This is a genomic window from Mesorhizobium sp. P2_A12, assembly GCF_056405075.1.
In genome coordinates this window covers 875,273-900,772 of record NZ_JBFUCU010000001.1, presented here as the reverse complement: position 1 = coordinate 900,772, position 25,500 = coordinate 875,273, and the positions used below count along the sequence as shown (strand labels likewise).

Annotated in this window: 22 protein-coding genes and 1 pseudogene; 17 read left to right on the top strand and 6 right to left on the bottom strand. The window is 64.9% G+C overall.

Going from position 1 to position 25,500, the window contains the following annotated elements; translation table 11 throughout:
- The first annotated feature begins 79 nt into the window (after positions 1-79).
- The 3 genes from AC1DZU_RS04250 to AC1DZU_RS04240 all read left to right on the top strand — a co-directional run bounded on the left by AC1DZU_RS04250 (position 80) and on the right by AC1DZU_RS04240 (position 3,239).
- A complete protein-coding gene (locus AC1DZU_RS04250; RefSeq protein ID WP_095084283.1) occupies positions 80-358 on the top strand; it encodes a GCG_CRPN prefix-to-repeats domain-containing protein in 279 nt (92 codons plus the stop codon).
- 119 nt (positions 359-477) lie between these two features.
- Positions 478-1,968, top strand: coding sequence for a DUF1800 domain-containing protein (locus AC1DZU_RS04245; protein WP_477281997.1), 1,491 nt, complete (start codon positions 478-480; stop codon positions 1,966-1,968).
- Positions 1,969-2,003: 35 nt separating this feature from the next.
- Positions 2,004-3,239 (top strand): DUF1501 domain-containing protein, encoded by a 1,236-nt coding sequence (locus tag AC1DZU_RS04240; protein ID WP_477281995.1) that lies wholly within the window; start codon positions 2,004-2,006, stop codon positions 3,237-3,239.
- A gap of 11 nt (positions 3,240-3,250) precedes the next feature.
- Here AC1DZU_RS04240 and AC1DZU_RS04235 read toward each other — a convergent pair whose 3' ends face one another.
- From AC1DZU_RS04235 to AC1DZU_RS04215, 5 genes are read right to left on the bottom strand one after another with little or no spacing between them, the layout of a single operon-like run.
- Positions 3,251-4,813, bottom strand: a complete 1,563-nt coding sequence (locus tag AC1DZU_RS04235) for an indolepyruvate oxidoreductase subunit beta family protein (protein WP_477281993.1) — start codon at positions 4,811-4,813, stop codon at positions 3,251-3,253.
- Complete coding sequence (locus tag AC1DZU_RS04230; protein WP_477281992.1) at positions 4,806-6,959, bottom strand: thiamine pyrophosphate-dependent enzyme; 2,154 nt, start codon at positions 6,957-6,959, stop codon at positions 4,806-4,808. Before AC1DZU_RS04230 ends, AC1DZU_RS04235 begins: the two co-directional genes overlap by 8 nt.
- Positions 6,960-7,003: 44 nt before the next feature.
- Positions 7,004-7,486 (bottom strand): MarR family winged helix-turn-helix transcriptional regulator, encoded by a 483-nt coding sequence (locus tag AC1DZU_RS04225; protein WP_095082552.1) that lies wholly within the window; start codon positions 7,484-7,486, stop codon positions 7,004-7,006.
- Positions 7,486-9,057 carry a phytoene desaturase family protein gene (locus AC1DZU_RS04220; protein ID WP_477281989.1) on the bottom strand — a complete coding sequence of 524 codons (1,572 nt, stop codon included), beginning with the start codon at positions 9,055-9,057 and terminating at the stop codon, positions 7,486-7,488. The genes AC1DZU_RS04225 and AC1DZU_RS04220 overlap by 1 nt, the downstream gene beginning before the upstream one ends.
- Before the next feature lie 15 nt (positions 9,058-9,072).
- Positions 9,073-9,864: a cyclase family protein gene (locus tag AC1DZU_RS04215; RefSeq protein ID WP_095084285.1), complete on the bottom strand. Its 792-nt coding sequence runs from the start codon at positions 9,862-9,864 to the stop codon at positions 9,073-9,075.
- A gap of 119 nt (positions 9,865-9,983) precedes the next feature.
- Here AC1DZU_RS04215 and AC1DZU_RS04210 point away from each other — a divergent pair, with 119 nt between their 5' ends.
- From AC1DZU_RS04210 to AC1DZU_RS04150, 13 genes and pseudogenes are all read left to right on the top strand, one after another.
- Positions 9,984-11,558, top strand: a complete 1,575-nt coding sequence (locus tag AC1DZU_RS04210; protein WP_477281987.1) for a phytoene desaturase family protein — start codon at positions 9,984-9,986, stop codon at positions 11,556-11,558.
- Between the two features lie 110 nt (positions 11,559-11,668).
- Positions 11,669-13,198, top strand: coding sequence for an ABC transporter substrate-binding protein (locus AC1DZU_RS04205; RefSeq protein ID WP_477281985.1), 1,530 nt, complete (start codon positions 11,669-11,671; stop codon positions 13,196-13,198).
- Between the two features lie 89 nt (positions 13,199-13,287).
- Positions 13,288-14,295, top strand: coding sequence for an ABC transporter permease (locus AC1DZU_RS04200; RefSeq protein WP_477281984.1), 1,008 nt, complete (start codon positions 13,288-13,290; stop codon positions 14,293-14,295).
- Positions 14,288-14,979: pseudogene (locus tag AC1DZU_RS04195) on the top strand (ABC transporter permease). Before AC1DZU_RS04200 ends, AC1DZU_RS04195 begins: the two are co-directional and overlap by 8 nt.
- Positions 14,976-15,854: an ABC transporter ATP-binding protein gene (locus tag AC1DZU_RS04190; protein WP_477281982.1), complete on the top strand. Its 879-nt coding sequence runs from the start codon at positions 14,976-14,978 to the stop codon at positions 15,852-15,854. The pseudogene AC1DZU_RS04195 and the gene AC1DZU_RS04190 overlap by 4 nt, the downstream one beginning before the upstream one ends.
- Positions 15,847-16,683 (top strand): ATP-binding cassette domain-containing protein, encoded by an 837-nt coding sequence (locus AC1DZU_RS04185; RefSeq protein WP_477281980.1) that lies wholly within the window; start codon positions 15,847-15,849, stop codon positions 16,681-16,683. The genes AC1DZU_RS04190 and AC1DZU_RS04185 overlap by 8 nt, the downstream gene beginning before the upstream one ends.
- A gap of 79 nt (positions 16,684-16,762) precedes the next feature.
- Positions 16,763-17,362, top strand: coding sequence for a VOC family protein (locus AC1DZU_RS04180; protein ID WP_477281978.1), 600 nt, complete (start codon positions 16,763-16,765; stop codon positions 17,360-17,362).
- A gap of 141 nt (positions 17,363-17,503) precedes the next feature.
- Complete coding sequence (locus AC1DZU_RS04175) at positions 17,504-19,798, top strand: bifunctional salicylyl-CoA 5-hydroxylase/oxidoreductase (RefSeq protein WP_477281976.1); 2,295 nt, start codon at positions 17,504-17,506, stop codon at positions 19,796-19,798.
- A complete protein-coding gene (locus AC1DZU_RS04170) occupies positions 19,795-20,568 on the top strand; it encodes an SDR family NAD(P)-dependent oxidoreductase (RefSeq protein WP_477281974.1) in 774 nt (257 codons plus the stop codon). The genes AC1DZU_RS04175 and AC1DZU_RS04170 overlap by 4 nt, the downstream gene beginning before the upstream one ends.
- Entirely contained in the window at positions 20,562-21,032 is a 471-nt protein-coding gene (locus tag AC1DZU_RS04165) for a MarR family winged helix-turn-helix transcriptional regulator (protein ID WP_477281972.1), read from the top strand. The genes AC1DZU_RS04170 and AC1DZU_RS04165 overlap by 7 nt, the downstream gene beginning before the upstream one ends.
- Entirely contained in the window at positions 21,029-21,841 is an 813-nt protein-coding gene (locus tag AC1DZU_RS04160; protein WP_477281970.1) for an enoyl-CoA hydratase family protein, read from the top strand. Before AC1DZU_RS04165 ends, AC1DZU_RS04160 begins: the two co-directional genes overlap by 4 nt.
- Positions 21,841-22,989: an acyl-CoA dehydrogenase family protein gene (locus AC1DZU_RS04155; protein ID WP_477281968.1), complete on the top strand. Its 1,149-nt coding sequence runs from the start codon at positions 21,841-21,843 to the stop codon at positions 22,987-22,989. The genes AC1DZU_RS04160 and AC1DZU_RS04155 overlap by 1 nt, the downstream gene beginning before the upstream one ends.
- 64 nt (positions 22,990-23,053) lie before the next feature.
- Positions 23,054-23,449 carry a RidA family protein gene (locus AC1DZU_RS04150; RefSeq protein WP_477281966.1) on the top strand — a complete coding sequence of 132 codons (396 nt, stop codon included), beginning with the start codon at positions 23,054-23,056 and terminating at the stop codon, positions 23,447-23,449.
- Positions 23,450-23,456: 7 nt separating this feature from the next.
- On the opposite strand, the gene AC1DZU_RS04145 is transcribed toward AC1DZU_RS04150, so the two are convergent.
- Entirely contained in the window at positions 23,457-24,548 is a 1,092-nt protein-coding gene (locus AC1DZU_RS04145; RefSeq protein ID WP_477281964.1) for an LLM class flavin-dependent oxidoreductase, read from the bottom strand.
- Between the two features lie 123 nt (positions 24,549-24,671).
- Here AC1DZU_RS04145 and AC1DZU_RS04140 point away from each other — a divergent pair, with 123 nt between their 5' ends.
- Positions 24,672-25,448 carry an HpcH/HpaI aldolase family protein gene (locus tag AC1DZU_RS04140; protein WP_477281962.1) on the top strand — a complete coding sequence of 259 codons (777 nt, stop codon included), beginning with the start codon at positions 24,672-24,674 and terminating at the stop codon, positions 25,446-25,448.
- Positions 25,449-25,500 lie beyond the last annotated feature (52 nt).

The window sequence follows — 25,500 nt, the reverse complement described above, 5'->3', positions numbered from 1 at the left end:
CCGTTTAACAGGAGAAGGGCAGGACCTGCCGGACCATGTGCGTGCAGGTTTTCAACCTCGGACACTTCGGAGTATGGCCATGAATTATTTGACAAAATACGTGCTCACCGCGGCTCTCGCCGTGACCGGAACGGTTGCGACGGCTGCGGCATCCTCGGCGATGCCAATGGCGCCGCTTGCCGCGCCGGCGCTGGTCGAGCATGCCGCTTGGGGCTGCGGTCCGGGCTGGCATCCCAATCCCTGGGGACGCTGCGTGCCCAATCGTGTGGTGGTCTACCCTCGTTACATCTATCGGCATGGCCCGGCCTTCTACGCCTGGCATCGGCACCATGTCTGGCACCGCCGGCATCACTGGTAGGATGCTCGTCGGGGGTCGGCCACTCCGTGCCGGCCTCCTCCCCCTGTTGACCATGCTCGAAACGGCTCGAACGAGCCTCATGCGCCAGGCGCTTGAGGCTCAGGCGATGGAGAGCTGACTTGACTGTCCCGGCCTCCAATTCCCTGCCGCCAGATCCGGTACTCGTCGCATTCAACCGCTTCGGGCTTGGTGCAAGGCCCGGCGACCGCGAGATGCTGGCCGGCGACCCGCGCGGCTATCTCAGGGCGGAACTGCGGCAAGCCGACATCGCCATGATCTCGCTCGACGATCCGGCCTATGCCGGCTTGCTGGGCAGCACGCCGGCCATCCAGGTCAGCATGGCGGCAAATTTCCAGCTCCAGCGCGAGCGCATGGCCGCCGCGGCAGCTCAGCCAGCGACGGCGAGCGCCCAAGCTGTGCCCGCACAGGCCCTGCCCGCCCAGATCACGCCAGCCCACCCCGCGCCTGCGCCGACCGACAAACCCGTCGTGCCGCAGGTTGAGGCGACATTGTTCCGGGCGGAAGCACAGGCGCGCTTCGACAAGGCCATTTGGGCGAAGGCCGGCTTCGTCGAACGGCTCGTCTGTTTCTGGTCGAACCATTTCTGTGTTTCGGTGGCGAAGGACATCCTCATTGAAGCCAGCGCCGGTGCCTTCGAGCGGGAGGCCATCCGCCCTTTCGTGCTCGGCCGCTTTGCCGACATGCTGCTGGCGGTGGAGCATCATCCGGCGATGCTGCTCAATCTCGACAACCAGCAGTCGGTCGGGCCGGACTCTCGTGCGGGCAGCAATCGCAAGCGCGGGCTCAATGAAAACCTCGCCCGTGAAATCCTCGAACTGCACACGCTCGGCGTCGGCAGCGGCTACAGCCAGGCCGATGTCACCAGTTTCGCACGCATCCTCACAGGCTGGACGATGGCCGGGCGCGATGGGCGGCTGGGCGAGCCCGGCAATTTTGTCTTCAACGCAAACGCACATGAGCCGGGGGATGCAATGCTGCTCGGCAAGACCTATCCTGCCGGCGGCATGGGACAGGCGGAGGCCGCGCTCAACGATATCGCCCGCCACCCGGCAACGGCCCTGCATATCGCCACCAAGCTGGCCCGCCATTTCATCGCCGACACGCCGCCGCCGTCTGCAATCGCCCGCCTCGCCAAGGTCTTTGCCAAGACCGACGGCAATCTGCGGGCGCTGGCCGCCGCCCTCATCGCCATGCCGGAGGCGTGGTCGACGCCGTTGGCGAAGATGCGTTCGCCCTTCGACTATGTCGTCGCCATCCGAAGGGCGACCGGCCCCGGTCCGGCCAACGACCCCGGCCAGTCGCTCGGCTGGCTCAACGCGCTGGGCGAGCCGCTGTGGCAACCACCGGGACCGAACGGCTTTCCCGACGGGGCCGACGGCTGGGCATCGGCGGAGGGCATGAAGATCCGCCTCGACATCGCCTGGCAGGCAGCGCGGCAGGCTAGGGATATCGGCAATCCCAACGACATGCTCGATGCGCTGATCGGCCCTGCCGCCTCACCGGAGACGAGGCAAGCGATCGCAAGGGCCGAATCCAAGCAGCAAGGGCTGGCGCTGTTGCTGATGGCCCCCGAATTCCAGCGCAGATAGTTCCAGCAAAAGATCGCTGCCGTGGAGACGACATCATGAGCCTGCTGTGCGAAATTCCCAATCCCTCCCGCCGCGCGATATTGATGACCGGCGGCGCGCTGTTTGCCTGGGCCTACATGCCCCGCTTTGCCCGCGCCGCCGACAATCGCGATCCGCGCCTGATCGTCATCGTGCTGCGCGGCGCACTGGACGGGCTCTCGGCGGTCGGTCCGGTCGGCGATCCCGACTATGCCGGCCTGCATGGCGACATCGCCTTGTCGCTAAGCGGTCCGCATGCGGCGCTGCCGCTGGACGGCTTCTTCGCGCTCAACCCGGCGATGCCGGTTTTTGCGCGGCTGTATGGGAATAACCAGGCGGCGGTCGTGCATGCGGCCGCGACCGGCTATCGCGAGCGCTCGCATTTCGATGGCCAGGATGTGCTGGAAAGCGGCTTTGCCGGCCCCGGACATGTCACGACCGGCTGGCTCAATCGGGCGCTGGAAAGCCTGCCAGCGGGCGACCGCGTGGCAACGCTTGGCGGTCTGGCCGTCGGGCCGTCGACACCGCTGGTGATCCGTGGGGCGGCACCGGTGCTTGGCTGGGCGCCGCAATCGCTGCCGACGCCCGGCGACGGGCTGGCGTCGCGCGTTCTCGATCTCTACCAGCACCGCGACCCGGTTCTCGCGGTGGCGTTGCAAAAGGGGCTAGACGCCGACCGGATGGCCGTGGACGACAAGATGGGCAAGACAATGAAGCCGAAGGGCGGCCTCGACAGTGCGGCGGGGATGCGGCAGGCGGCACAAGGCGCCGCCAGGCTGATCGCTGCCGATGACGGGCCGCGCGTTGCGGCCCTGGCCTTCGATGGCTGGGACACGCACGTCAATGAAGGCGGGGCGACCGGCCGGCTCGCCACCTTGCTCGGCGGCCTCGACGGCGTCTTCGAGGAATTCGAGAAGGGCTTGGGCGAGCGTTGGAAGGACACGGCGATCGTCACCATCACCGAGTTCGGGCGCACCGCGCAGGTCAACGGCACTGTCGGCACCGATCACGGCACCGGCACCGTGGTGCTGCTGGCCGGCGGCGCGATCAAGGGCGGCCGCGTCATCGCCGACTGGCCGGGGTTGAAGCCGGCTCAACTCTACGAGCAACGCGACCTGACGCCGACCAGCGATGTCAGGGCAGTGCTGAAAGGGCTGCTCGCCGATCAGTTCGGCCTTTCGGCCGCGGCCCTCGGCGATAAGGTGTTTCCCGATTCGGCCGCGGTGAAGCCGATGCGGGACCTCATCGCCTGAAGTAGCTTGCTTCAGAGCGACGCCACGGTCTTCAGCGCGCCGTCGAGCATGTCGCCCTTCTCGTCCTTCAACGCCATCTCGCGCAGGCGGCGTATCCAGTCGGCGGCGTCCGGGCGACCCTTGACCAGATCGAGCGCCGACAGCACGCGGTCGAATTTCGAGTGGGCGCGGACGTGGGTGTCGCTGTAGCCCTTGATCAGCCGGCGGCAATTGAGGATTTCGACGGCCAACGCGTAGTCGGCCGGCACGTAGCCGAGTGCCAGCGCGTACCAGCGTTCGAGATGCGCTGTCTCTATCTGGTGACGCAGCAGGCTGCGGCGCCAGCGGCGCAAGCCGCCGATGAACCAAAGCGCGGCAAAGCCGGCGAAGCCGTCGGTGCGGATGCGGCGGCCATGGTTGATGCGGCGGTCGAGAAACGCGGCGAGCTTCGGCCGGCTCTCGATATATCCGCCAAGCCTTGCCGGCAAAGTACCGCAGAATTCCTCGATGCGCGGATGGAAATATTCGGTCACCTGCAGGATCGAACCGTCCTTGACGCCGACCTCGCGGCGCACCCGCCGGTCGCGCGTCGAGCGCGTCTTGAGATCGGCGACACGGATCATGTCGTCGTAGCACATGGCGTTGGCCAGATGCTTCGCGGCAGCGACCGACAAGTCATATCCGCGGCCCGGCCCGTCTAGCGCGATGGCCTTGTCCAGCCTGTCGAGATACTCGCCCCCGTAGGCAATGTCCTGGTAGTCGACGACCTTTCTCAGGCCCCTGAGCGCCATGTCGCGCACCGCCTCGGGCATCACATCGATGCGGGCGGCCAAGGCCTGCCAGCCTTGCAGCAGATTTTGCGGGCCACTCACCTGCCCTGCGCCTGGGGTAGATCCGACAAGCGCCGACTCGGCCGTCTTTGGCGTCGGTACCGCCGTGCCGCGCGCGCGATCGAACGCGGCGCCGAAAGCGGCGAGGCTGGCCTTCGCACCGCGACCGCCAGCACCGATCGCCTGCTCATAGCTCTCGCGGGTGAACGGCAGCGCGTCGGACCCGGCCAGCGCGCCAAGCAGGCTGGCCGAGATCATCGAGCCGTTGTCGGCGGCGATCTTCTCCATGTCGAAAGCGATGAAGCGCTTCGAGGCGGCTTCCGCCGTCGCATGCACTTTCGAGGAGGACGCCCGGCCGTCGCCAGGCTCGATCTTTTCCGAGACGGCGGCGATGCGGTGCGACGACGCGATCAGCGTCGTGCGCTCGGGCGTGACGAAGCCGCGGATGATGGCGCGGCCGGCCTCCATCAGTTCCGCCGCGATCAATATATCGACGTCGCCTTGCGAGGGCGACAGCGCGAAGACCGGCAGCCGGCCGGTGTCGCGGGCCATCTCGACATAGTAGATTGTGGCCCCGGTGCGCTGGGCGACGCCTGCGACCGAGGTCGATTGCGCGACGTAGCCGTTGCGCTCGGCGACGTCGGTGATCCAGTCGGCCAGCACGCCGCCACCCTGGCCGCCGACCGCCAGCACGGCGAGCTTGATGACGCGCTCGTCATCGTGAGCGCCGGCTCGGGGGCGAAAAGGCGGGACAGCGTCAAGCATCGGCGAAGGTCAGGCGCCGGCTTTCGCGGCGGCGCTGCAACAGGCTGATGGTGGCGCGCCGCGCCGCTTCGAGGACGCGGTCCCAGCGGCCCGGATTGTGCACGACATCGGCGCGGTAGAAGGAGGGGCAGAGCACCGCCGCATCGGCGACCTCGCCGCAATTGCCGCAACCGACGCAGCTCTGGTCGATATGCGCCACCGGATCGTCGCGCAGCGGATCGTCGAGCGACTTCACCGACAGCGACGGACAGCCCGACAGCCGCATGCAGGCATGGTCGCCGGTGCAGATGTCCTCGTCGATGCCGAACTTCGGCTTCACCACGCGCTCGCCAACCTTGATCGCCTTGTCGACAAGGGGCTTTTCGCGCCGCTGCCGGTTGAGCATGCATTCAGACGAGGCGACGATGACCTTCGGTCCCTTCTCGTCGGTGGTCAGCGCCTCGCGCAGCGTGTCCTGCATTTTGGTGACGTCATAGGTGCGGTCGATGTGGCGCAACCATTTGACACCCATGCCTTTCACCGCCTCGGTGATCGGATGCTTCGTCGACTTGGTCTTGTTGCCCGCGCGCGACGACAGAATATCCTGCCCTCCAGTGGCGGCGGAGTAAAAATTGTCGACGATGACGATGACGCCGTCATTCTTGTTGAACACCGCATTGCCGATCGAGGAGGTCAGGCCGTTGTGCCAGAAGCCGCCGTCGCCGACGAAGGAGATCGAGCGGCGCTTGGCGTCGGGCGAATTGAAGGCCGAGGCCGAGGCCGGTCCCAGCCCATAGCCCATGGTGGTGGCGCCGAGCTCGAATGGCGGCATGATCGAGAACAGGTGGCAGCCGATGTCGGAAGCGATGTGGTGCTTGCCAAGTTCCTGCTCGACCAGCTTGGTGGCGGCAAAGATCGGCCGTTCCGGGCAGCCGATGCAGAAGCCCGGCGGACGGCCCGGCACGACGTTGATCAGGTCGGCGGTATCGACGCCGTCGCCGACCTTGTTGGGCGCGCGCACCTCACCCGGCAACAGATGCGGCGCCTCGGCACGCAGGAAGGCGCCGATACCGTCGAGCATGACCTGGCCGGTGTATTCACCAGCCATCGGCAGATGCTCCTTGCCGACCAGCCTGGTGCCGCGCCCGGCCTTATGCAGCATCGCCGCAAAGGCCTGCTCGATGTAGTTGGGCTGGCCTTCCTCGACGACCAGCACGGACTGCTTGCCCTCGCAGAAGGACAGGAACTCGTCATCGATCAAGGGATAGACGGCATTGAGCACGTAGAGCGGCACATCGGTGTCGCCATAGGTGTCGGCAAGGCCGAGACGCTGCAGCGCGCGGATGACCGAATTGTACATGCCGCCCTGCATGACGATGCCGACCGAGCCATGATCCGATCCGAACATCTCGTTGATCTTGTTCTTGCGGATGAAATCCACCGCCGCCGGCCAGCGCTTCTGCACCTTCTCCTTCTCGTGCAGGAAGGAGGCGGGCGGCAGCACGATGCGGCCGGTGTCGCGGCGTGGCGCGTCGAGCGCATCGGCCACCGTCATCGGCGGCCGCTTGTTGTCCTTGGCGATGAAATGGCCATGGACATGACAGCAGCGGATGCGGACCTGCAGCATGACCGGCGTGTTGGAAATCTCGGACAGCTCGAAGCCGTCCTCCACCGCCTTGACGATCGACGGCAAATTGGGGCGCGGGTCGAGCAGCCAGACCTGGCTCTTCATGGCAAAGGCATGGCTGCGCTCCTGCATGATCGAGGAGCCCTCGCCGTAGTCCTCGCCGACAATGATCAGCGCACCGCCGGTGACGCCGCCGGACGCCAGATTGGCGAGCGCATCGGAGGCGACATTGGTGCCGACGGTCGACTTGAAGGTCGCAGCCCCGCGGATCGGGTAATGCACCGATGCGGCCAGCATGGCGGTGGCGGTGGCTTCCGAAGCGCTGGCTTCGAAATGCACGCCGAGCTCGCCCAGAATGTCCTGCGCATCGGCCAGCACGTCCATCAGATGGCTGATCGGCGCGCCCTGATAGCCGCCGACATAGCCGACGCCGCATTGCAGCAGCGCCTTGGTGATGGCGAGAATGCCTTCGCCGGCAAATTCCTCGCCGGCGCCGAGCCGCAGTTTTTCGACTTCCTTGGCAAAAGACCGTTCGGCCATTTCTTTCTCCCTTCCGTTACCGCCAGCGCTGGCGGCGCGTAGGTCTAGATGTCGTGCTTGCGAATGTTTTTGAGCATCTTCAAAAGTGTGGCGATGAGCGCGGAATATTCGGCGTCGTCGATATCGTTGAACATCGCCTCGAACGCGTCATGCATGGCCGGCCAGGCGCGGGTGAACTCGGCGCGGCCATCGTCGGTCAGGAAGACATGGCGGATGCGGCTGTCGGTGACACCCTGCTCGCGCCGCACCAGGCCCTGGCCCTCCAGCGTGTCGAGCGTCCGGCTCAAGGTCGACTGCTCGATCACCGTATAGACCGACAGGTCGTTGACGGTGATGCCGTCGGTGACCGACAGCACGGCCAGCGTGCGGACCTGCGGAATGGTCAGCCCCTGTTTGCGGAAATCGTCGCGCAAGGTGGCGTTGTAGCGGCCCATGATGCGGTTCATCAGATAGGGCGCGAATTGCTGCAGGCCGATCTGCCCCAAGGTCGAAATGCGCTGGCGCTTTTCCGCTACCTTCTGCTCCATCACAGCCTCCCCGCCAGGAGAAAGCCGGAGCCGCCGCCGAGGCCCGCACCCGGATGGGTCGAGGCGCCGATATGGTGGAGGCCCTTGATGCCGGTCTGGTGGTTGCGGCTGGTCTTGAACGGGCGCCACAGGAACGACTGGTCGATGGTCGACGAGCCGCCATAAGGGTCGCCGCCAACCAGATTGATGTTCATCGCTTCGAGATCGGCCGGCGAATAGGCGCGGCGCGCGATGACGCTGTCCTTGAAGCCGTCGATATGGCTGGCAAGGATGGCCTCGACGCGGTCCGCATAGGCTTCTCGCAGCGCCTCGGTCCATTGGCCATCGGCCGGTGTCGCCAGCTTGCCGGCGGCGTCGCCCTTGATATGCCTCGGCGCCTCGGGCAATTGCAGCCACAGGATCGCCTTGCCCGGCGGGCAGCGCGACGGATCGAGCGCATGCGGCTGGCCGACGCAGATGGTCGGAACCTCCGGCAGCATGCCACGCGCCGCCTCGTTGCAGGCCTTCGACACGCCATCCAGTCCCGGTGTCAGGTGCAGCAACGCGACCTTGTCGAGGCCATCGCCGCGCCATGCGGGCGGTCTGTCCAGCGCGTAGTGGATCTGGAAATTGCCTTTGCCGTAGCGGTACTTCCGCGTCGCCTCGGCATCGTCCTTTGGAGCATCAGCGGCGAGCAGCCGGCCATAGAGTTGCGTCGGCGTGACGGAGCAAATGACGCTCTTCTTCGCGTTGACCGTTTCGCCCGAAGCCAGCCGCACGCCGGTGGCCCGGCCTCCAGCCAGGATGATGGCGGCAACGTCCGCTTCGGTGGCGATGACGCCACCACGCTCGATGATGAGCGCCTCGAAGGCTGACAGCAGGTTCTTCGCCCCGCCCTTGACGATCGGCGCGCCGGCCGCCTCCAGCGCAAAGGCGATGACCTTGGCGATCTGGCCGGAGAAAGCATCTTCCGGTCCGAGCCCGGCATGCAGCACCCAGGGCGCCCACAGCGCGCGGATGGTTTCGGACTGGTAGGTGCTTTCGAGCCAGCTGCGCGCCGGCACCAGCGCTTCGCCGAGAAAGGCGGCAAGGCCGCGCGGGCCGCGCCGCCAGCCGTCACCGGCCAAAAGCTTCGCCGTCGGATAGGACCACAGGCTGCCGCCGAGTAGGCCGAACAGCAGGCCGGCATTGCGTTCGATGCCACCGACATCGTCTGCATGACGGTCGCCATCGCCGGCTGCGATGGCATTGAGCGCCGCGATGTTGGCGGCGCGGTCGGTGCTGAGCACGGCATGGCTGCCGTCCGGCCGCAGCACGCCGGTCGGCGTGCCGGTGTGGCAGAACTCCAGTCCGTGCCGGGCGAGGTCGGCGCCTAGCGCTGCAAAGGCCGGTGAGGTGATGAACAGCACGAAGGTCGTTGCCATCACGTCATGGACGAAGCCGGGCGCGGTGATCTCCTCGGTGCGCATGCAGCCGCCGATGCGGTCGTTGCGCTCGAGGACGAGCACCTTCGCCCCCTTGCCGCCAAGCATCGCCGCGCAGACCAACGCGTTGATGCCGCTGCCGACGATGATGTGATCCGGCGGGCTCACGTCAAACGCTTTCGCTTAGCCCTTCGGAACAAGCGCCAGCGCGCGGATCGGGCTGCCGGTGCCATGTTCGATCTTGAGCGGGGCCGCGATCAGGATCGCACCCTTCGGCGGCAACTGGTCGAGGTTGCAGAGGCTGGCAAGCCCATAACGGTTGGCCTTGTGTATCAGCGTATGCGCCGGGAATGGCGGCTCCATGCCACCGGCCTTGCCGGCGTCAGTGCCGATCGTCTCGCTGCCCCAGCCCTTGATGTCCTTGCTGATCAGGAACTGGATGGTTTCCGCCGTCGGACCCGGCGTATGTGGGCCGGTCTCGTTGGCGTTGAGGAACTCGGCTTCGGAGCCATTGCGCTTATACCAGTCGGTACGCATCACCACCCATTCACCGGCATTGATCGCGCCATGCTTGGCTTCCCATGCCTTGACGTGGTCGACAGTGAGCAGGAAATCGTGGTCGGCGGCGGCTTCCTTCGAGCAGTCGATGACATTGACAGGGCCGACGAAGTTCTGTGCCGGAATGGTGTCGGTGGCGCCGTCTGGATAATCCTTGCCGGTGATCCAATGCTGCGGCGCATCGAAATGCGTGCCCGAATGCTCGCCGAGCTTCAGCCAGTTCCACGCCCACCACGGGCCGTTCTTGTCATAGCGGGAGATGTTATGGATTTCGACCTTCGGCGTGTCGACGGCGAGTTCCGGCGGCAGCTTGATCAGTGGCGTATTAGGGCCGAGCGGCGCCGACAGGTCGACCACCTTGATGGCGCCTGAAAGGAGCTGACCGGCGACTTCGCCGAGGAGTTTTTGGGTGTCCATGGTCTCTGTTCCCTCTTTCGTGATGATGATCAAGGCTCGTCTCGGCCCTTAATATCCTACTAGACGAAAACATATGCATCTGCAATTATCTTTAAGCATAAAGGAAATGGGACCGGGGCGTGAGCGAGTTCGACGCCATCTTTGTCGGGGCGGGCCACAACAGTCTGGCATGCGCCGCGCATTTGGCGCTCAAAGGCTGGAAAACCGGGATTTTCGAGCGCAGTGCAACAATCGGCGGCGCCGTCCAGACCCGCGAATTCACCCTTCCCGGCTTCCGCCACGATTTCGGCGCGATGAATTTGAGCTTGTTTGCCGGCTCGGCCTTCCATCGGAAATATGCAAATGAATTGAACCGCCAAGGGCTGGAGTTCGCGCCGGTCGCCGACTGTTTTGCCAGCGCCTTCCCGGACGGACGCTGGTTCGGCGTCAGCAACGACCTGGAAAAGACCGCAGCGCGCATGGCCGCCTTTTCAGCCGCCGATGCCGCGACATGGCGCAGGCTGGTCGCCGCCTTTCCTGCCGAGGCCGAACACCTGTTCCGGCTTCTGGGATCGCCGATGAGCGCCCGCGCCCTTGCCAGCACGGCATGGAACCTTTGGCGCAAGAAGGGTATGTCCGGCGCGCTCGATACCGGCCGGCTGTTGCTGTCGTCACCTCGCGCGTGGCTGGAGGAAAATTTCGAGTCGCCTTATGTGCGGGCGACGCTTGCCACCTGGGGCATGCATCTCGACTTCGCGCCCGACATCGCCGGCGGCGCGGTGTTCCCCTATCTGGAATCGATGGCCAACCAGAGCTTCGGCATGGTGCTGGGCAAGGGCGGTGCAGATACCATCATCCGGGCCCTGTCCGGCATGGTGACGTCTGCCGGCGGCACAATCGTCACCGGTGCCGAGGTGGCAGAGATCACGGTTTCCGCCGGCAAGGCGACCGGCGTGCGGCTCGCGTCCGGCGAGACGCATACCGCGACCAAGGCGGTCATCGCCGGCGTGGCGCCAAGCGCGCTGACCGGCAAGCTGCTGCCCAATGGTTCGGGTGACGCCGGCTTCGATACGGCGATGAAAACGTTTCGCCACGCACCCGGCACGATGATGATCCATCTGGCGCTCGACGACCTGCCGAACTGGCGCGCCGGCGCAGAATTGCGGCAGTTTGCCTATGTGCATCTGTCGCCTTCGCTCGACGCCATGTCGCGTACCTATCAGCAGGCGATGGCGGGCCTGCTGCCGGACGAACCTGTGCTGGTCGTCGGCCAGCCAACAGCGATCGACCCGACACGAGCGCCCGCAGGCAAACACGTGCTGTGGGTGCAGGTGCGCATGCTGCCCGCCGAAATCCTCGGCGACGCCGCCGGCAAGATCGCGCCCGCGCATTGGGACAAGGTCAAGGAAGTCTACGCCGAGCGCGTTCTCGACATCATCGAGAGCTACGCACCCGGCCTGCGCAACAAGATCCTCGGCCAGGCGGTGTTTTCGCCGATCGATCTGGAGCGCGAGAACCCGAACCTCGTCGGCGGTGACCAGGTCTGCGGCAGCCACCATCTGGCGCAGAATTTCCTGTTCCGTCCGGCGCGCGGTTTTGCGGACTGGAACACGCCAGTGGCGCATCTGCATCTCACGGGAGCTGCGACGTGGCCGGGCGCCGGCACCGGTGCGGCCTCGGGCTACATGCTCGCGCAACAACTTGGCGGGAGGTAGGAGCCTAGGATTTTCCGGGTGAAGAAGGGCAAGGCGCTGCTGCCCAAGGAGCCTGAAACGATGAACTGAGATCGCCGCGCAAAGACAATAAACCAACAAGGGGAACGACCATGACAATCAACAGACGCGAATTGCTCGGATACAGTGCCGCGGCACTCGGGGCGGCCGCTATCGGCCTGCCGCAGATCGCCAGGGCCGCTGCTGGCGAACTGACCATCGCCTACAACGTCAACCTGCCGTCCTGGGATCCGACCACCGGACCATCGGCCGTTAACCCGACGATCCAGGGTCTCTACCAGTCGGTGTTCGACCAGTTCATCCCGCAAAAGCCGGACCTCTCCTTTGCGCCGGGCCTGCTCACCGAATGGGGCTGGAACGACGACCGCACGAAGATCATGATGACGGTGCGCGAAGGCGTGACCTGGCACGACGGCTCGCCGTTCACGGCCGAAGACGTGGTCTGGTCGCTGCAGCGGGCGGGTGACGAAAAGACCGGCAACCCGATCCAGTTCGTCTGGAAGAACGTCAGCAATTTCAAGATCGAAGGCAACAAGATCACCGGCGACGTCGTGCAGTTCGACCCCGTGTATTTCAAATGGATGTCGTTCCTGACCGGCTACATCATGCCCAAGGCCTATTACGAGAAAGTCGGTGCGGAAGGTTTTGAGAAGGCGCCGATCGGCACCGGCCCCTACATGGTGGAAAAATTCGAGCGCAACGCCTTCCTGCGGCTGAAAGCCAATCCGAACTACTGGGGCGGCAAGCCGGCCTTCGAGAACGTGACGATCAAATTCGTCGCCGATGCGGCGAGCCGCGTCGCCGAAATCGAGTCCGGCTCCTCGCAGGTGACGCTCGAAATCCCTTATGAGGAGTACGACCGGCTGATCGCCAAGGACGGCCTTGCCGGCTCGTGCAAGAACGTGTCCGACATCGGCATGATCTTCTTCAACGACATCGAGGCGATGCTGGACAAGAACGTCCGCCAGGCAGCGGTGATGTCGATCGACAAGAAGCTGCTGGTCGACCGCCTGCTGCGCGGCTACGGCCGGCCGATCGACACGCTTGAGACGCCGGAATACACGGCCTACGACGCGTCGATCAAGGTCGAGCACAATCCGGAAAAAGCCAAGGAATTGCTCGCCGCCTCCGGCTATTCGCCGGAAAAGCCGGTCAAATTCACCATCCAGACGACCAAGGGCTTCAAGCCCAAGGACTATGAGATGATCCAGGCGATCGTCGGCATGTGGCGCAAGGTCGGCATCGAGGCGACGATCGAGGTCTACGAGATCGCCAAGCACTACGAACTGCGCGCCGCCGACAAGCTGGCGCCGGCGGCCTTCTACAATTGGGGCAATGCCATCGGCGATCCGACCACCTCGACCGGCTTTGCCATGTATGGCCCGAGCCCGCACTCGGTGTGGGACAGCCAGGACCTGATCGACATGATCAACCCGCTGTGGGGCGAGAAGGACGAGGCCAAGCGCATTGCCGGCTGGAAGGCGGTCGACAAATACATCGCCGAGCAGGCCTACGTGCTGCCGCTGATGCAGTATGCGCAGCCGATCGTGCATGCCAAGGGTGTCAACGTGGTCCAGCATGTCTCCGGCGCGTTGCTGCCGGCCCTGATGACCCCGGCCTGATAGCGGCCTGGGATTGCCGCGCGCCGTCCATCGAGACGGCGCGCATTTCTATCCGGCATACGAGCCAGCGGGCTCCTGCAAAGATTTACATGCTTCTGCAAAGATTCCTGATCCGTCTTTTGACGATGCTGGTGACGCTGTTCGGCGTGGCCGTCGTCGTCTTTGTCGTGATCCGCGTTGCTCCGGGCGATCCGATCGCGATGATGCTGCCGCCCGGCGCCACGGAAGCCGACATCGCCCGGTTGCGCGCGCTCTACGGGCTCGACAAGACCATCGTGCAGCAATTCTTCATCTGGCTGTCCGGCGTTGTCAGGGGCGACTTCGGCACCTCGATCTCGCTGCGGCAGGATGTGCTCGGTCTTGTCTTCAACCGGCTGCCGGCGACGCTGGAGCTTGCCATCGTTGCCCTTCTGATGGCGGTGACGATCGGCGGCACGACCGCGATCCTCGGTGCGCGCGAACGCGGCACGGCGGTCGAGGCCGGTATCGACATCGCCAGCGGTGCAGCACTTTCCATTCCAGACTTCCTGTGGGGCCTGGTGCTGATCCTGCTGTTCGGCGTGCTGGTGCCGATCTTCGACATTTCCGGCCGGGTGTCGCCGCAGTTCGACCTTCCCTTCGTCACCCAGTTTTATCTCGCCGAGAGCATCCTGAGACTGCGCTTCGATCTCACCTGGGACCTCCTCAAACACATGTTGATGCCGGCGGTTGCGCTGGCACTGCCGCTGGCGGCGATCATCTCGCAGCTGTTGAAACAGTCGCTGAAGGAAGTGCTCGACCTCGACTATGTCGTGCTGGCGCGGGTCAAGGGGTTTTCGGAAACGCAGGTCATCCTGCGCGAAGCGCTGAAGAACGCCGCCCTGCCAACGCTGACCCTGATCGGCGTACAGTTCACCTTCCTGATCGGCGGCACGGTCATCGTCGAGCGGTTGTTCTCCTATGAAGGCCTCGGCAATATGGCGATCGATGCCGTCATCAATCGCGATCTGCCGCTGATCCAAGGCATCGTGCTGGTCTTTGCGCTGCTGTTCGTATTGATCAACCTCACCGTCGACATGATGTATGCGCTGCTCAATCCGAGGCTGCGCCATGGATGAGGCGCGCGCTCCGAGGCGTGGCGTATCCCCCCGCTTGTGGCTGGCCGGCGGCTGGCTGCTGCTGGCGCTGCTGGCCGCGATCTTCGCGCCGCTGATCGCGCCGCAGGATCCGCTGGCGCAGGACCTGATGCTGGAGCGGCTGCCGCCGTTCTGGATGAGCGGCGCCGAGCCCGGCTATTGGCTCGGCACCGACAGCCTCGGCCGCGATCTGTTGTCGCGGCTGATCTTCGGCGGCCGCATCGCCTTTGTCGTCGCTTTCGCCGCAGCCATCGCCGCCTGCGTGGTCGGCTCGACGCTCGGGCTGATATCGGGCTATTTCGGCGGCTGGGCCGACCGCATCATCTCGCGCATCGTCGACGTCTGGATGGCCTTCCCGCCGGTACTGTTCGCCATCCTTCTGGTCGCCGTGCTCGGCACCGGGCTCAGCTCCGTCATCATCGCCATCGCCGTCATCGATTGGACGCGTTTCTGCCGGGTGATCCGGGCCGAGACCATGGGCCAGTCGCGCATGGACTATGTCGAGAATGCCCGCATTGCCGGCTATGGCCGCATCGGCATCATGCTGCGTGAAGTGTTGCCCGGTGGGTGCTGGTGTTTCCGCTGATCACGCTGATCCTGACGGTGCTGTCGTTCAGCCAGTTCGGCGAGGCGTTGAAGACGCGTTTCGACCCGGTGCTGCGATGAGCGCCTGTCTCGACATCAGGGACTTGAGCGCCGTGCTGCCGAACGGCCAGCGCGTGCTGCGCTCGGTGTCGCTCTCCGTGCAACCGGGAGAGGTCCGCGCGCTGGTTGGCGAGAGCGGCGCCGGCAAGACGATGATCGGCAAGGCTGTGCTTGGCGTGCTGCCGTCGAGCGTGCGCATTGTCGAGGGAGATATGCTGCTTGAGGGCGAAGACCTCGGCAGGCTGCAGCCAAAGGCAAGGCGCACGCTGATCGGTGCACGCACGGCGCTGATCCCGCAGGATCCGCTGACCGCGCTCAACCCGTCACGCCGCATCGGTTCTCAGATGACCGACCGGCTGGTGCGCATCCTGGGCTGGAGCGGCGAGAGGGCCGATACGCGCATCCGCCAGTTGCTGGACGAGGTGCAGATCCGCGACCCCGACCGGGTGCTGAAGAGCTACCCGCACGAGCTTTCCGGCGGCATGCGCCAGCGCGTGCTGATCGCCGCTGCCTTCGCCGCCGAACCACGGCTGATCGTCGCCGACGAGCCGACGACCGCACTCGATGTCACGGTGCAGAAACAGATCCTGCGGCTGATCGTGCAGTTGCAACGCGAGCACGGCACCGCGATCCTGTTCGTCACCCATGATCTCGGCGTCGTCGCCAAGATCAGCCAGAAGGTCTCGGTGCTCTATGCCGGCAAGGTGGTGGAGGAGGCCGAGACTGCAGCTCTCTTCGCCAGCCCACAGCACCCCTATACGCGGGCGCTGATGGCTGCCACGCCGCGCTACACCGACCCCTTCGCCTCGCTGAGGCCGGTGGACGAGGCGGTCCTGGCCGGGCTTGCCGCGGAGATCACCGCCGCCGACCAGGCCTGGAGGCGGCCCCATGGCTGAGCCGCTGTTCAAGGTGCGCGGGCTGAAGGTCGCGCTGCCCGACATGACACGGAAGCCGCTGATCGGCCGCGCGCCGCTGGCTGAGATCCTGAAAGGCCTGGACTTCGACCTGCCCAGGGGCTCGGTGACCGGCATCGTCGGCGAATCCGGATCGGGCAAGTCGACCCTCGGCCGCGCCCTGGTGCGCCTCTTGGAACCCAGCGCCGGCAGCATCAGCTTCGAGGGCCGTGACATCACGCATCTGCCTGAGCCGGAACTCAGGCCGCTGCGCCGCAACCTGCAGATGATCTTCCAGGATCCGATGTCGTCGCTCAACCCGCGCCGCACCATTGCCAGCATCATCGCCGCGCCGCTGAAGCAGAATGGCCTTGGCGACAATCTGAAGGCGCGCGTCGCCGAGGCCTTGCTGCGCGTCGGCCTGCCGCAAAGCTTCGCCAGCCGCTATCGCCACGAACTATCGGGCGGCCAGCGCCAGCGCGTCGGCATTGCGCGCGCGTTGGCGCTGGCGCCGAAATTCGTGCTGGCCGACGAGATCGTCTCCGGCCTCGACGTGTCGACCCAGGCGCAGATCCTCACCCTTCTGGAGAAGCTTGCGGCCGAGATGGGCCTGACCGTCGCCTTCATCAGCCACGATCTGTCTGTCATTCGGCGGCTGTGCCGGCAAGTGATCGTCATGCGGGAAGGTGTGATCGTCGAAGCGAGCGCCACCGATGCCTTGTTCGAACATCCGCAGCAAAGCTACACGCGCGACCTGATCTCAGCGATCCCGCTGCCCGAAATCGACCCAGGCTGGCTGGACATCCCTTCCGCTGCCAAAGCGCCGAGGTGAACGCATACGCACGCCGAAAAGCGGGCCTCGAACGTGCGACCGCCAAATGACCGGGCCCCGCCCATGGAGGAGGACTGACATGAAGACGATACTTCGAAATGCAACGCTCGCCGCCGCCATCCTAGGCAGCGCTGGAATGGCCGCCGCCAGCTCGATACCCGGCATGCGCGGCCACGATCACACCGGCATCACGGTTCCCGACATGAAACAGGCGGTCGACTTCTTCACCGAGGTGGTCGGCTGCAAAAAGGCGATGTCGTTCGGTCCGTTCGCCGACAACAAGGGCACCTTCATGCAGGATGTGCTGGGTGTCGACAAGAAGGCGGTGATCGAGCAGATCACCATGGTTCGCTGCGGCACCGGATCGAACATCGAACTGTTCAAATACACCGCGCCCGACCAGAAGGATCTGACGCCTCGCAACAGCGACATAGGCGGCTTCCACATCGCCTTCTACGTCGATGACGTCGCCGCCGCCAAAGCCTATCTCGACGCCAAGGGCGTCAAGACGCGTATGGGGCCGATACCGGTTTCCGAAGGGCCGGCCGCCGGCCAGACCATTCTCTATTTCCAGGCGCCGTGGGGTCTGCAACTAGAAGCGATCAGCTACCCCTCGGGGATGGCTTACGAGAAAGGCGCCGAGACCGTGCTGTGGAGCCCGAAGAACCCGGAAAAATAATCGGGGCGGCGCGCTTGCGCGAGGTCACGCAAGCGCGCCTTCGTGATATCCGGACAATCATTTCGATATAAAACTTTAAGCTTGAAATAATTTGCCGCCGGCGCGATACTGGAGCCAGCGAGCGAAGAGGAGATCGCACAAATGAAGGTTGCGGTTCTCGGCGGCGGACCAGCCGGCCTCTACTTTGCCATCTCGATGAAGCTGAGGGACGCCGCGCACGAGGTGACGGTGTTCGAGCGCAACCGCGCCGACGACACATTCGGCTGGGGTGTCGTGCTGTCGGCCGAGACGCTCGACAATTTGTCGAAGAACGATCCGGTCAGCGCCGTCTGGATCAAGAAGCATTTTGCCTACTGGGACGACATCGCCGTCATCCATGACGGTGTGCGCACGGTTTCGACCGGACACGGTTTCTGCGGCATAGGCCGCAAGCGGCTGCTGGTCCTGCTGCAGCGGCGCGCGCGCGAACTCGGCGTCAAGCTGATGTTCGAAACCGACATCGCCGATCCCCGGCCCTATATGGAGACGCATGATCTGGTCGTTGCCGCCGATGGCCTGAATTCCAAAGCGCGCAACACCTTCGTCGACATCTTCAAGCCCGACATCGACACCCGCAAGTGCAAGTTCGTCTGGCTAGGCACCAACCAGAAATTCGACGACGCTTTCACCTTCATCTTCGAGAAAACCGAGCATGGCTGGGTGTGGGCGCACGCCTACCAGTTCGACAGTGACACCGCGACCTTCATCGTCGAGTGCAGCGAACAGACTTGGGCTGCTTTCGGCTTCGGCACGATGTCGCAGCAGGAATCGATCGCCGTCTGCGAGCGCATTTTTGCCAAGCATCTTGGCGGCCATGCACTGATGACCAATGCCAACCATATTCGTGGTTCGGCCTGGATCAATTTCCCGCGCGTGCTGTGCGAACGCTGGTCCTACAAGAACCTGGCGCTGATGGGCGACGCTGCCGCATCGGCGCATTTCTCGATCGGCTCCGGTACCAAGCTGGCGCTGGAAAGTGCCGTGGCGCTGGCAGAGTATGTCGAGTCCGAGCCGGACCTCGACGCCGCGTTCCGCAAGTATGAAGATGCCCGCCGCACCGAGGTGCTGAAGCTGCAATCGGCGGCACGCAATTCGCTCGAATGGTTCGAGGAGGTCGAGCGCTATCTCGGCCTCGATCCGGTGCAGTTCAACTATTCGCTTTTGACCCGCTCGCAACGCATCAGCCACGAGAATTTGCGGCTGCGCGATGCCGCATGGCTGGGCGGCGCGGAGGAATGGTTCCAGCGCCAGGCCGGCGCCGGCGGCAACAGCCTGCGCCGCGCGCCGATGTTCGCGCCGTTCAAGCTGCGCGACATGGCACTGCAGAACCGCATCGTCGTCTCGCCGATGGCGCAGTACAGGGCCGTCGACGGCTGCCCGACCGACTGGCATTTCACCCACTATGCCGAACGCGCCAAGGGCGGCGCCGGCCTCATCTATATCGAGATGACCTGCGTCAGTCCCGAGGGCCGCATCACACCAGGCTGTCCCGGGTTCTATGCGCCCGAACATGAGGTGGCGTGGAGACGGCTGGTCGATTTCGTCCATACCGAGACGGAGGCAAAGATCTGCGCCCAGATCGGCCATTCCGGCGCCAAGGGCTCGACCCGGCTCGGCTGGGAAGGCACTGACGTTCCGCTGCCCTCAGGCAACTGGCCTGTGATGGCCGCATCGGCCGTGGAGTGGTCGCCGCAAAACCAGGTGCCGAAGGCCATGGACCGCTCCGACATGGACAAAGTGCGCGACGAGTTCGTGGCCTCGGCCGAAATGGCCGATCGTTGCGGATTCGACATGCTCGAGATCCATGCCGCGCACGGCTATCTGCTGTCATCCTTCATCACGCCGGTCACCAACCGGCGCACCGACGCCTATGGCGGCTCGCTCGAAAACCGCATGCGCTATCCCCTGGAAATCTTCCGCGCGGTGCGCGCCGCCTGGCCAGCGGAGAAGCCGATCTCGATGCGCATTTCGGCCAATGACTGGGTCGGCATCGAGGGCGTCACACCAGCCGACGCGGTCGAGATCGCGCGGCTGCTGCATGAGGCCGGTGTCGACATCTGCGACGTCTCGGCCGGCCAGACCTCGGCATTGGCAAAGCCGGTCTACGGCCGCATGTTCCAGACGCCGTTTTCCGACCGCATCCGCAATGAGGTCGGCATGGCGACGATGGCGGTTGGCAACATCTACGAACCGGACCATGTCAATTCGATCCTGATGGCCGGCCGCGCCGATCTGGTGGCGCTGGCACGGCCGCATCTCGCCGATCCCTATTGGACGCTGCATGCGGCGGTGACGCTCGGCGACCGTGGCGTCAAATGGCCGGATCCGTATCTGCCCGGGCGCGACCAGCTCTACCGGCTGGCGGAGCGCGACGCCGCGGCGGGGCTGAAAGTATGAGCGCCGCTGCAACGATTGCCGGCAAGCATGCGCTGGTCACCGGCGGCGGCTCCGGCGTCGGCCGGGCCATCGCGCTGGCGCTGGCGGGTGCAGGCATCGACGTGACCATTTGCGGCCGCCGCGACGCGGAGCTCGCCAAGGTCGCCAAGGAGAGCGACCGCATCTTCGGCATTGCCGCCGACGTCACCAATGAGGCGACAATGGCGTCGCTTTACGAGACTGCCGAAGCCGCGCGCGGCCCGTTCGACATCGTCGTCGCCAATGCCGGCATGGCCGGTAGTACACCGGCGCACAAGACCACCCTTGCCGACTGGCAGCGGACGCTGGATGTGAACCTGACCGGAGCCTTCCTGACAGTGAAGCCGGCGCTGGCCGGTATGGCGGTGCGAAAGACCGGCCGGATCGTGTTCGTTGCTTCGACGGCAGGCCTGAAAGGCTACGCCTACGTCGCGCCCTATGTTGCCGCCAAGCATGGCGTCGTCGGCCTGATGCGGGCGCTGGCGGCCGAGACCGCCAAATCCGGCGTCACCGTCAACGCGGTGTGTCCGGGTTTCGTCGAGACCGAGATGCTGGAGGAGTCCATCCAGCGTATCATCGACAAGACCGGCCGTTCAGCCGAGCAGGCACGGTCGAGCCTTGCCTCGACCAACCCGCAAGGCCGCTTCATCCAGCCGAAAGAAGTTGCCGCCGCCGTACTTTGGCTGTGTGGCGATGCCGCGGCGTCGATCACCGGACAGGCGATTTCCATTTCAGGAGGCGAAACATGGTAGCCGGCCCCCTGCCCGCGCCGACCGGACCCGGCAAGGACCGGCTGCGTCTGTGGATACGCCTGCTGCGTGCCTCGCGCACGATCGAGGCCGAACTGCGCGAGCGCCTGAAGAAGGACTTCAACACGACGCTGCCGCGCTTCGACGTGATGGCCGCACTCTATCGCGCGCCGGAAGGCATGCTGATGAGCGACCTGTCGCGCTTTCTTTTGGTATCGAACGGCAATGTCACTGGCATCGTCGATCGGCTGGTGTCGGAAGGGCTGGTTGCCCGCGCCCGCCGCAATGGCGACCGCCGCACCTCGATGGTGCGGCTGACCGAGGACGGTGTGAAGTCCTTCGGTATCATCGCCGCCGCCCATGAAGGCTGGATCGGTGAATTGCTGGGCAAGGTCAGCGAGGACGATGCGCGCCGGCTGACCGGCATGCTGACCTCGTTCCGCAGCAACTGGGAGGGACGCGAATGACCGGGATGGCCGGCCTCGAGCCGAAGCATTTCCTCTGGCAGGTCGAGGGCAGGATCGCCAAGGTTCGGCTCGACCGGCCTGAGCGCAAGAACCCGCTGACCTTCGACAGCTATGCCGAGTTGCGCGACACATTCCGCGACCTCGTCTATGCCGACGACGTCGACGCGGTGGTGTTCCTGTCCAATGGCGGCAATTTCTGCTCCGGCGGCGATGTCCACGACATCATCGGGCCGCTGGTCAAGATGGACATGAAAGAGCTTCTCGCCTTCACCCGCATGACCGGCGATTTCGTCAAGGCAATGCTGAATTGCGGCAAACCGATCATTGCGGCAGTCGACGGCGTCGCGGTCGGCGCCGGCGCCATCATTGCCATGAGTTCCGATATCCGCATCGCCACGCCGGAGGCCAAGACGGCATTCCTGTTCACCCGCGTCGGCCTCGCCGGCTGCGACATGGGCGCCTGCGCGATCCTGCCGCGCATCATCGGCCAGGGCCGCGCCGCCGAGTTGCTCTACACCGGCCGCACCATGACGGCGGCGGAGGGCGAGCGCTGGGGTTTCTACAACCGGCTGGTCGATGCCGCATCGCTGGAGGCCGACGCGCTCGACATGGCGGCGCGCATCGTCTCCGGCCCGACCTTCGCCCACGGTATCACCAAGACGCAACTCAACCAGGAATGGTCGATGGGTCTCGACCAGGCCATCGAGGCCGAAGCGCAGGCGCAAGCGATCTGCATGCAGACGCGCGATTTCGAGCGCGCCTACAAAGCGTTCGTGGCCAAGGAAAAGCCGGTGTTCGAGGGCAATTGATGGCTGACAAGAGTTTCCTTTCCTGGCCGTTCTTCGAAGATCGCCATCGCCAACTGGCCGAGCGGCTGGAGGCGTGGTGTTCGAAAAACCTGCCGGTCGATCATCATGACGTCGATGCCGCCTGCCGCGAGCTTGTGGGCAAGCTCGGCAGGGACGGCTGGCTGAAGCCGACGGCTGTAGACACGGACAATCCCGGCCCCCTCGACGTGCGCACGCTGTGCATCACGCGCGAGACGCTCGCCCGCCATGACGGGTTGGCCGATTTCGCCTTCGCCATGCAAGGGCTGGGCACCGGCGCACTCAGCCTGTTCGGCACGCCCGAGCAACAGCAGTGGCTTTCGAAGACACGTGCCGGCAAGGCGATTTCCGCCTTCGCCCTGTCGGAACCGCGCTCCGGCTCGGATGTCGCCAACACGGAAATGACGGCGACCCGCGACGGCGCCGCCTATGTTCTGTCTGGTGAAAAGACCTGGATCTCCAATGGCGGCATCGCCGATCTCTACGTCGTCTTTGCCCGCACCGGCGAAGCGCCGGGCGCCAAGGGGCTTTCCGCCTTTCTGGTGCCGGGCGATGCCAAAGGCCTTGGCATCGCCGAGCGTCTCGAAGTGATCGCGCCGCATCCGCTGGCGCGGCTGTCGTTCGAGCAGGTCCGCCTGCCCGCTTCGGCGCTGATCGGCAGACCGGGCGACGGCTTCCGCATCGCCATGTCGGTGCTCGACGTATTCCGTTCGACCGTGGGTGCGGCAGCGCTCGGCTTTGCCCGCCGCGCGCTGGATGAAAGCATCAAAAGGGTGGCCGAGCGCAAACTGTTCGGCGCGCCGATGGCCGAGTTGCAGATGGTGCAGGGCCATATCGCCGACATGGCACTCGACGTCGATGCGGCGGCGCTGCTGGTCTACCGCGCCGCCTGGACCAAGGACATGGGGGCCCCGCGGGTGACGCGCGAGGCGGCGATGGCCAAGCTGTTCGCCACCGACAAAGCACAAGAGGTGATCGACAAGGCTGTACAGCTGCATGGCGGCGACGGCGTTCGCAAAGGTCATATCGTCGAAAGCCTGTATCGCGAGATCCGCGCGCTGCGCATCTACGAGGGTGCCTCGGACGTGCAGAAGGTGGTGATCGCGCGACAGGTGATGGGCGCGGCCTGACGGCAGGAAATTGACGGGCATTCGATTTTGAGACTTGGTTTTTGGACTACCGGGAGGTTTTGAAATGCACGAGATCCTGCAGCCGGAAGGCTGGGCAAAACCAGTCGGCTACGCCAATGGCGTCGCGGCGCGCGGCAAGCTCGTCTTCGTTGGCGGACAGGTCGGCTGGAACGGGCAGTGCCAGTTCGAGACCAACGATTTCGTCGGCCAGGTGCGGCAGACGCTTGAGAACATCGTGGCGGTGCTTGCGGAAGCCGGGGCCGGGCCGCAGCATATCACCTCAATGACCTGGTACTTCACCGACAAGGCCGAATACCGCGCCAACCTCCGGGGCATCGGCGAGGCATACCGCGAGGTGATCGGCCGGCATTTTCCGGCAATGGCCGCCATGCAGGTGATGGCGCTGGTGGAGGACCGCGCCAAGGTCGAGATCCAGGCCACAGCCGTCATTCCGGAATGACCTTTGCTTATCCGCGAAGAGCAGCCTGCCTCAAAATCGGCAGCACGTGGTCGCAGAAATAGGGCAATTCCTGCGTGTAGTTGACGAAGGACAGCGCGATCCCCTGGTACCCCTGCTCAGCAATGGCGACCATGTCGGCGGCGATCGTTTCCGGCGTTCCAATCAGCGGATAGGTGCCGGCGCCGCCGGCGAAACGCTGCCGGTAGCGGTCATAGGCATGCGGGTCGTGCGATTGCGAGAATTCCTTCTTGCCGGCCATGTGGGCATCGACCGCGTCGTGGTCAGCCATATCAACAGCATAGCGCGCATAGTAGGCCTGCGCCTCTTCCATCGTCGGGCGGCAAACGACATGCGCCACCGTGTAGACGCCGACATCACGGCCCACCTTGTCGGCGCGCTCGCGAATGTCGGCGACGTGCTTGCCGGCATCGCTCATCTCGGAAAAGGTCGTGAACAGGTAGTCGCATCTGGCGGCGGCGAAATCGCGGCCCGGCCCGCCGAAAGCAGCGTTCATCGTCACCGGGCGCGGAACTTGCCGGCTGGCCGGCCGGCTGACAGCTTCCTTGAGGCGATAATAGGTGCCTTCATAGTCTAGAGGCTCGCTCGAAGCATAAAGCCGTTCGAGTATCTCGATCCATTCGGCCGCCTGGTCGTAGCCCTTTTCGACCAGCGGCGTGCCGAACATGCCGAATTCCTTCGGGTTCCAGCCGCAGACAATGTTGAGGCCGGCGCGGCCCTGGCTGATATGGTCGACGGTCGCCAGCGCCTTGGCGGCGTAGAGCGGATGCACGAGCGGCACATGCACGGTCATGAACAGGCCGATCCGTTCGGTGGCCATGGCGAGTGCCGCCGCCCAGGTGAAGGTCTCGAACGACCATTCACGCACCTTGTTGCGGCCGCCAAAACCGCGCCAGCGCGCGATCGGCAGCATGAATTCCAGCCCTGCGCGGTCGGCGATCTGGGCCGCCGTCAGATTGTCCTGCCAGCTTGCCGCCCAGCGTTCCGGAACGTCGGTGATGGCAAGGCCGCCATCGGCATTGGTCGAAAAGACGCCGAGGTTGAGTTTGTTCGGGCCGTGCAGGGGATGCGCTTTGATCATGTCCGGAACTCGTGGCGGGAGAGTCCACGCTAGGCCCGCGCGAAAATATTTCAAGCCTGAAATAGCTTCGCCTGACGGTCGTTTGCGGATATGGATTCGGCCAGAGCGAGAAAGGGGACGGGCATGAGCGAGTTCCGCCAGAAGTGTAGCGGCAAGACGAACCTCGTTGGTTCCTTTGCCGCCATTCCCCATCCCGTGGCAGTCGAAGTGATGGCGCAGTCCGGCCTCGATTTTCTCTGCATCGACTGGGAGCATGCCCAGATCTCGCGCGACATGATCGAGACCATGGTGCGAGCGGCCGACGTGCATCGCGTGCCGGCGATGGTGCGCGTTCCCGGCCATTCGCCGGAAGCCATCCAGGCGGCGCTGGACAGCGGTGCGCAAGGCGTGCTGATCCCACGCGTCTCGACCGCCGCCCAGGCGGCGATGGCTGTCAAAGCCTCGCGCTATCCGCCACAGGGCGAGCGTGGCGTCGGGCCCGGCCGTGCGGCCGGCTACGGCTATCGCATTCCCGAATATCTCGCCGGCGCCAATGATATGATCGTCGTCGCGGTCCAGGTCGAGACATCGGAAGGGCTGGCCAACATCGAAGCGATCGCCGCCGTAGATGGCGTCGACGTGATCTTCGTCGGCCCCGGCGATCTTTCGGTGTCGATCGATGCGATCGGACCGAAAGGCGCCGACAAGCTCACCGAGGCAATCCGCAGGATCATCGGCGTCACGGTTGCGCATGGCAGGACATCAGGCATCTTCTGCGCAAAGCCGCAGGACGTCTCCCAATGGGCCGCCATCGGCGCCAGCTTCTTCGTGCTGGCCAGCGACACGATGTTTCTCGGCGCGGGCGTTGCCGCCGGCACCGCCGCCGCGCGGGCCGAGCTGGCGCGAGACGGCCGTAGCTAGCGCAAAAGGCGTATTGGTCGGGCAACAGGCCGGTCAAACTTTTTAAGCTTAA

Bases quoted from the DNA above. Each gene is read 5' to 3' on its own strand.
- AC1DZU_RS04250 (WP_095084283.1), top strand. From the start codon at position 80: ATGAATTATTTGACAAAATACGTGCTCACCGCGGCTCTCGCCGTGACC.
- AC1DZU_RS04240 (WP_477281995.1), top strand. From the start codon at position 2,004: ATGAGCCTGCTGTGCGAAATTCCCAATCCCTCCCGCCGCGCGATATTG.
- AC1DZU_RS04235 (WP_477281993.1), bottom strand. From the start codon at position 4,813: ATGCTTGACGCTGTCCCGCCTTTTCGCCCCCGAGCCGGCGCTCACGAT.
- AC1DZU_RS04230 (WP_477281992.1), bottom strand. From the start codon at position 6,959: ATGGCCGAACGGTCTTTTGCCAAGGAAGTCGAAAAACTGCGGCTCGGC.
- AC1DZU_RS04225 (WP_095082552.1), bottom strand. From the start codon at position 7,486: ATGGAGCAGAAGGTAGCGGAAAAGCGCCAGCGCATTTCGACCTTGGGG.
- AC1DZU_RS04215 (WP_095084285.1), bottom strand. From the start codon at position 9,864: ATGGACACCCAAAAACTCCTCGGCGAAGTCGCCGGTCAGCTCCTTTCA.
- AC1DZU_RS04205 (WP_477281985.1), top strand. From the start codon at position 11,669: ATGACAATCAACAGACGCGAATTGCTCGGATACAGTGCCGCGGCACTC.
- AC1DZU_RS04200 (WP_477281984.1), top strand. From the start codon at position 13,288: ATGCTTCTGCAAAGATTCCTGATCCGTCTTTTGACGATGCTGGTGACG.
- AC1DZU_RS04190 (WP_477281982.1), top strand. From the start codon at position 14,976: ATGAGCGCCTGTCTCGACATCAGGGACTTGAGCGCCGTGCTGCCGAAC.
- AC1DZU_RS04185 (WP_477281980.1), top strand. From the start codon at position 15,847: ATGGCTGAGCCGCTGTTCAAGGTGCGCGGGCTGAAGGTCGCGCTGCCC.
- AC1DZU_RS04180 (WP_477281978.1), top strand. From the start codon at position 16,763: ATGAAGACGATACTTCGAAATGCAACGCTCGCCGCCGCCATCCTAGGC.
- AC1DZU_RS04175 (WP_477281976.1), top strand. From the start codon at position 17,504: ATGAAGGTTGCGGTTCTCGGCGGCGGACCAGCCGGCCTCTACTTTGCC.
- AC1DZU_RS04170 (WP_477281974.1), top strand. From the start codon at position 19,795: ATGAGCGCCGCTGCAACGATTGCCGGCAAGCATGCGCTGGTCACCGGC.
- AC1DZU_RS04165 (WP_477281972.1), top strand. From the start codon at position 20,562: ATGGTAGCCGGCCCCCTGCCCGCGCCGACCGGACCCGGCAAGGACCGG.
- AC1DZU_RS04160 (WP_477281970.1), top strand. From the start codon at position 21,029: ATGACCGGGATGGCCGGCCTCGAGCCGAAGCATTTCCTCTGGCAGGTC.
- AC1DZU_RS04155 (WP_477281968.1), top strand. From the start codon at position 21,841: ATGGCTGACAAGAGTTTCCTTTCCTGGCCGTTCTTCGAAGATCGCCAT.
- AC1DZU_RS04150 (WP_477281966.1), top strand. From the start codon at position 23,054: ATGCACGAGATCCTGCAGCCGGAAGGCTGGGCAAAACCAGTCGGCTAC.
- AC1DZU_RS04145 (WP_477281964.1), bottom strand. From the start codon at position 24,548: ATGATCAAAGCGCATCCCCTGCACGGCCCGAACAAACTCAACCTCGGC.
- AC1DZU_RS04140 (WP_477281962.1), top strand. From the start codon at position 24,672: ATGAGCGAGTTCCGCCAGAAGTGTAGCGGCAAGACGAACCTCGTTGGT.